The following is a 6,227-nucleotide window of genomic DNA, read 5'->3' on the forward strand; positions in this document are numbered from 1 at the left end:
AATGCGCATGAACAAATCCGGTCCGAACTATCGAAATGGAGTTTGGATAACGGCGCTCTTGATCCTGCTTGTCATTTTAGCTTCCTGCAAACAAGAAAGCACTGAACAGGGCAATACCGGCATGGAGTTGGTTGAGCCGGTTACGATTCGGGTATGGGGAGGGACGCCTGCCCAATCCGGTCCCAATGAAGTAATCGCAAATTGGCGAAAGGTTAATCCGCATGTCAACATTGAGTATGTTCAATTCGAAAATAACGAATCGGGCAACGAGAAACTGGAAACTGCCATATACTCGGGTCGCGAAATCGACGTCGTAATCGGCTATGATCCTCAATTGTTGAACAAGCGAATTCTCTCGGGGATGCTCGAGCCGCTCAACAGCTATTTGTCGAAAGACGGTATCAATTTGACTAAGGAATTTCAAGCAGAAATTCATGAGCATAACGGGAGTGTGTACTACATTCCTGCCTCGAGGAGCGTCGAAGGCATACTCATTAATAAAGATATGCTTGATGCATTGGGTGAGAGTGTGCCGAGCGCGGATTGGACGTGGAAAGACTTTGTTGATTTGGCCGAAAGACTGACCACGGGGGAGGGGGAAAACAAAGTATATGGAGTCGCATCCAACGGCGAACTGACGAAGATGATGGCCCATTCCTATTTTGGCGCGAATTGCTGTTATAACGATAAAGGAGAATCGAATTTTGGCCATCCCATCTGGACGGAAATATTGCGTTTGCAATCCCGAATGCATAACGAGGACCGTTCTATCTATCCGATCGAAGAGCAACTGCATACAAGAATGTCACCAGATCAGCAATTTTTGTCAGGAAAGGCTGCCATGGTATGGGGCGTCTACTTGATTCGAAGCGTTCAGAATCCCGGATTAAATGCCAAGCCGATCACGGCTACCGTTGCACCGACCCCGCGGATGAGCCAAGACAGTCCGGGATATAATGGATTTGGTTCGATGGATTATGTATCCATCAACGCGAAATCCAAACACAAGCAGGAGGCATGGGAATTTCTTAAATGGTATGTGAGGGAAGGATTTGGAGCGATGAGCGATCACGGACGATTCCCGTTATGGAATGGAGTAAATGCCGATAAAATTATCGAAAACTACTTCAGCAAAGCTTCTGACAGGTTCGACACGGCGACGTTCCAGCAGTTTTACAGCAGAAAATATCAATTTTATTTTCCCGATGTGCAGCAATCGGTTAGAAAAGACATGAAGGATATTCTTTCGGAGGAAGTCAAAAAGATGTTATTTGCCGAACAATCTCTGGAGGATACGCTGTCCGTCTTAAAAAAGAGAGCGAGCGAAGCTGCGAGCAACCCTTAATGAAGAAATGTGAATGCAAAATAATGAAATCAGAACCGTCCGGCGAATTTCCCGGACGGTTTTTTGTTGAGGTTGCCGAACAATAATAATGCGGGTTTATCGTAAAAAAATGCTAGTTTTCCAGATGGGTTTTTCAGGAAATCCGAGAACGCCGATTTATTTAAAAATACTCCTGTTACAACGTATTTATATGCATCACGGTATTTTTCGTACGCTGATAAGATTTATACAGGTTCCATATCAAATACGCGAGGAGGAGTGAAATGTCAGAGAATGTTATGCAAGATTGTTTGGAAGAGCTCGGGATCATGAACGTCAAATGGTTTGGCGCTAAAGGGGATGGTATTACCGACGATACAGCAGCAATCGAGGCGTATTGGTCTTATGTTACAAATCCTGGAATTCTTCGGTTTCCGGCAGCAGCAGGCGATTATCCGTACATGGCAACGAAGGGTCCCAGGATGAATTTCCCTGCAGGTAATTACTTATACAGCGGCAGCGGCCTGAATTTATCAGCACAGCAATCGTGGATGTTCAGCATCGAAGGCGATGGCGAGTACAGTACGAGAATTACAATAGCGAACGATGCCTATTTCATCGATCTTGATAACAATCCCGTCGGTATGAAGATTCAAGGCATCCATTTTGAGGGCGGCAAGGGAGCGTTGCGATTAAAAAATATCGCAGGCAACACTGTTCGGATCGCGCATATTGAGAAGTGCAGCTTTACGAACTATTCGGAATGCGCCGTCTCCAGCAATTCGCAGGATTATCCTTATTGGAAGGTCCGGGACAATTTGTTTACGGGAGCGATAGCGGCAAATACGATCGGTCTTGCATTGACGGGGTATACGGCGGGTTCGACCATTGAAGATAATATTTTCCATAGAAACCGGTACCATCTTAAGTTGGGGACGGCTGTAATCGCAGGGCAAGGAAATGACAAAGGTCCCTGCGTACCGGTAAACATTCTTAAAAACGATTTTATCCGCATCGATACAAGCAATACCAACTCTTACGACGTATGGATCGTCCCCAACCTAGAAACATTTCAGAATGCGGGAAGAGCAATGGTATTTGCTTTTAACAAATTTGGCAACGAAAATTTGAATCCCGGCGATTCCCGCATCCTTGTTGCGCTTGAAGGCGGGGGAAGCTACACATCGGATAAACATCATTCGGCTTCATTGGGAGGATACGTATCGGGCGTGCAGTTTCACCTAAATAACGTCAATTGCCACGGCAACGCGATCGTTCCTTTTATTAAAAGCAATACGGCCAAGCTGTTTAATTTTGATATCGAGGATGTCTACGACAATGGAGTGCCGAGTTACATGATCGAATATGCCAACGACATTACGGCGGCGATGTTCGAGCAGCAGTCCTCGATTAACCGCGTTTCTCTGCGAAGGGCCATGTCTTGCGCGGAGTCGGTTCTTGCTCCGGTCCTTAGCAACATACCTGGCACCTTGCATGTCGATGATCCTTATCAATTCGGATTGGACGCCTCATCGCCTGCCAGTTGGATCGGCGGGGGAGGAAACGGCGGCTACGTCAATGTATTGGCTCCTTCCTCGACAAGCGCCTTTACAGCCGTAAATGCAAGCAAGGCTTCAATTGCGAACAGTATAGGAGTCGCCAGCGAAGCTGTAGAGGTTACGCTAACCTCCTCCGACGGACGTTTAACCGGTCCATTAAACATAGCTGCGCTGACAGCTGGAAAAGTGATTTGGGTAGAAGGTGAGTTATCCGCAGGGAGTACGAATTCGTTGGGGTCGGTCAGAGTCGAGCTTACGGATCAAACCGGCAGAATTATGACTAGAAGAGTGTATCGTACGACATCTTCGTGGCAGCGATTCCGATTCCCGATCACGCTCTATACATCCGGTATCACCGGAATATTTATCAGAATTATGGGTAATGATTTTGCGGCTTCAACACGCACGACGTTTAAAGCGGGACGTTTTGCTCTCTATCACGCAAGCGAACCGGTAAATACGGGACATCTTCAAGCGATGGACTCTACATGGAATGGCCGGCATCTGATATTGGGAGCTTACCATCTCTGGGTGGACGCTAGCGGCGGCGTGCGTATCATGAACGGGCAGCCGTCAAGCGATACCGATGGAAGCCCGATAGGCACAGTCAATACTATTGAATAATACAGGGGGATTTACAGATGAGAAAAACCTCAATTGTAAGTTTGGGGCTTATGGTGATCATGGGAACTTTGCTTGCGGCTTGTACGGGAAACAATAATAATCCGAAAACCGAAGCGTCTCCGAATGCGGCGTCGACTCCAACGACACAATCGAGTGCGGAGACCTCAGGCAAAAAGTTTAAAGGCGAAATCGTCATTTCACTCAGCAAGGATTCCGAGCCTGCAACGGAAGCGGCTTTCAAGAAACTGGCGGAGGAATATAAAAAGGTTCAGCCCGATGTCAAGCTTCTTTGGGAGCCAGGGGGCGGCGGAGACAACTATCGCACGTGGATAGGCACTCAATTGACGGGACAAAACCCGAGACCAGATATCGTATCGGGGAATTTCCAGCCCACTTACGACAAATACGTTAATTTCGACAAATATCGCAACCGGGAAAATTCATACACTGGGAATAAATGGGATGAAGATTTGAATTTCGACTTTCATCTTTCTTCCAACGCCAAAAATGAAAGAATTATGCTGCCTACCCAGGCTGCGCATGTTTTATGGTTTTATAATAAAGAGATTTTTGACAAGCTGAACATCACGCCTCCTACGAATTGGGACGAACTGGTGGCGATTTCCGAGAAAATAGCTCAAGCCGGTTACATTCCTGTTGCGACAAATTATACGAATATGCTGCCGCAGGTCATCCATGAAATCTATTTCGATCAATATCACAAGGATTGGAACAACTTCGCCAAAGCAGTGCCGGGCGATTATAACTACGACGACGACAAAGACGGCAGCTTTAACTATGATCCAAATGACCCTTTTATCGATACAAAATACAACTACAATCACGCTCGTTTTTTGAAATCGCTCAAGGAAGGCGATATAACGTTTGACAATCCGGGTCATGTTGAGATGATTCGCAACTTGTCCAAAGTGTTCCCGAAATATTCCCAGCAGGATTTATTTGTTGCGGAGGGCGGAGCGGATTACACGTTATGGCTTCAGCAAAAAGCCGCAATCATTATCGATACGCTAGGTCGGCTTGTAAACGTCAACACCGATATGGCCAAGCTAAATGATCCGGAACGGCTAGAGCAGTTGAAGATCGAGGACGGCAGCGGCTTGAAGCCGTTCGAGTGGGGAACCTTCGAGAATCCTCCGATGACCGGCGAATATGTACAGGGACAAGTTAGAAGCGTCGAATCTTCGTCTGGAGAATACATCAGCATTATTGATAAAAATCAGGAGCAGACGGAGATGGTGCTGGATTTTACAATGTTCTGGTTATCCAAGGCAGGTTATCAAAAATGGATTGACGGAATGACCGAGAGCGGCAGCTATGCGATCGGCGGGCCTGTTATGATCAATGGCGTTCAACTACCGCCGCAGATAGACGAAATGTTCGGAGACATCCAGATTATGGGCAACGCCGAAGTGGAAATCAATAAAGTCATGCTCGTAGGACGCGTCAATGATTTGAAGGCGACGGGGAGAGATCTTTTCAAGCAAGCGCTGGAGGGGAAAATCACTCCGGAGGAATATGTGCAAAAATTTCAGAAGCTTTGGATAGACAACCTCGATCAAATCATGGAGAAGGCCGGGCTGACTCAGGAAAATATCGAATATCCCGAACGCCAGCCGGGAGCATAACAAAGCTGCATGGCTGCAAAAGTGCGCTGGGAGTTTATCCTTGCACTTTTGCAGCGATCTCCTATTAAGGTCACCACTGTATTCAGACTTCAACATGGTTTTAAGAGGGAGGACACGATGTCTGACATTTGGCGCTCAAAACGGAATATGCTTGTCGTTGTTATACTGCTCCTGCTTGTACATTCCGTTTTCATTTATATATGGAATAAGAAGGAAGTTACACATTCGTCGGCAGTTATTAAAGGGGAGCGGGGCATAGCCGCTTTGCAAATCTCGAAATCGGAGATCATATGGGCCACTGCGGATAATAAATTGTTAGTTGTACATGAAGGAAGCCCAATCAAGGAGAGACGTCTCGACGAGACGATTACCGCAATTGCCGTTTCTGAGGACGGCAACAAGGTGTATGTAGGCACATCAGCCAGGAACCTGCGCATTTATGACAAGCAGTTGACGGAAATCGGCCAATTCGCTGTTAATGGCCGTATCAAAGCGATTGATCGGCAAGGCGATCGATTGCTGATTTCCTATGGCATCGGGCAATACAATGATAAACAATGGATCGGTTCTTACACCGAAACGGGTGAGGAAATGTTTAACGCTCGAATCGGGTTTGACGTAACTGCTATGGATGCTGCCGAAGCGGGCGTTTTATTTGGGACGGAGGATGCCGAAATCGGAATGCTGGATGCAAGTGGCAACGAACGATGGCGTCGAACTTTAAATTACCCGGTTTCATCCATCCAATTTGAAGGACAAACGTTTCTGGCAGGGGACAACAGAGGAAATATTTATCGCTTCGATCACGAAGGAATTATCCTATGGTCGAAGTCCATATCGTCATATCCAATAAAAGCGGTATATGGCTTGCAAGACAGCCAACATGTGCTGGCAGGAGATGAAAGCGGGAACCTTTATTTATTGAACGGGGACGGCAAAAAGCTATATCAAAACCGATTGGCCGGGGGCAATCAGACGATTGGTTTGGGAGTGGCGGCCGCAGATGAGGGATCCGTTTATTCGGCAGCCGGCGAACGCATGGCAATCGACTTAAATGCCGCTGACGGAAATAAT

At 46.9% G+C, this 6,227-nt stretch carries 4 protein-coding genes; all 4 read left to right on the forward strand.

Annotation, left to right across the window (positions count from 1 at the left end; all coding sequences use genetic code 11):
- The first annotated feature begins 1 nt into the window (after position 1).
- Positions 2-1,345 (forward strand): ABC transporter substrate-binding protein, encoded by a 1,344-nt coding sequence (locus PAT3040_RS02280; RefSeq protein ID WP_108991390.1) that lies wholly within the window; start codon positions 2-4, stop codon positions 1,343-1,345.
- 263 nt (positions 1,346-1,608) lie between these two features.
- Positions 1,609-3,507, forward strand: a complete 1,899-nt coding sequence (locus PAT3040_RS02285) for a glycosyl hydrolase family 28-related protein (protein ID WP_108991391.1) — start codon at positions 1,609-1,611, stop codon at positions 3,505-3,507.
- Between the two features lie 17 nt (positions 3,508-3,524).
- Complete coding sequence (locus PAT3040_RS02290) at positions 3,525-5,153, forward strand: ABC transporter substrate-binding protein (protein ID WP_108991392.1); 1,629 nt, start codon at positions 3,525-3,527, stop codon at positions 5,151-5,153.
- Between the two features lie 117 nt (positions 5,154-5,270).
- Positions 5,271-6,227, forward strand: a 957-nt coding sequence (locus PAT3040_RS37905; RefSeq protein WP_219930223.1) for an outer membrane protein assembly factor BamB family protein, incomplete at its 3' end; no start/stop codon positions are given.

The sequence above is a fragment of the Paenibacillus agaridevorans genome (genome assembly GCF_003112455.1).
GTDB lineage: Bacteria > Bacillota > Bacilli > Paenibacillales > Paenibacillaceae > Pristimantibacillus > Pristimantibacillus agaridevorans.

Excerpts from the sequence above, each read along its gene's own strand:
- PAT3040_RS02280 (WP_108991390.1), top strand. The coding sequence starts at position 2 with ATGCGCATGAACAAATCCGGTCCGAACTATCGAAATGGAGTTTGGATA.
- PAT3040_RS02285 (WP_108991391.1), top strand. The coding sequence starts at position 1,609 with ATGTCAGAGAATGTTATGCAAGATTGTTTGGAAGAGCTCGGGATCATG.
- PAT3040_RS02290 (WP_108991392.1), top strand. The coding sequence starts at position 3,525 with ATGAGAAAAACCTCAATTGTAAGTTTGGGGCTTATGGTGATCATGGGA.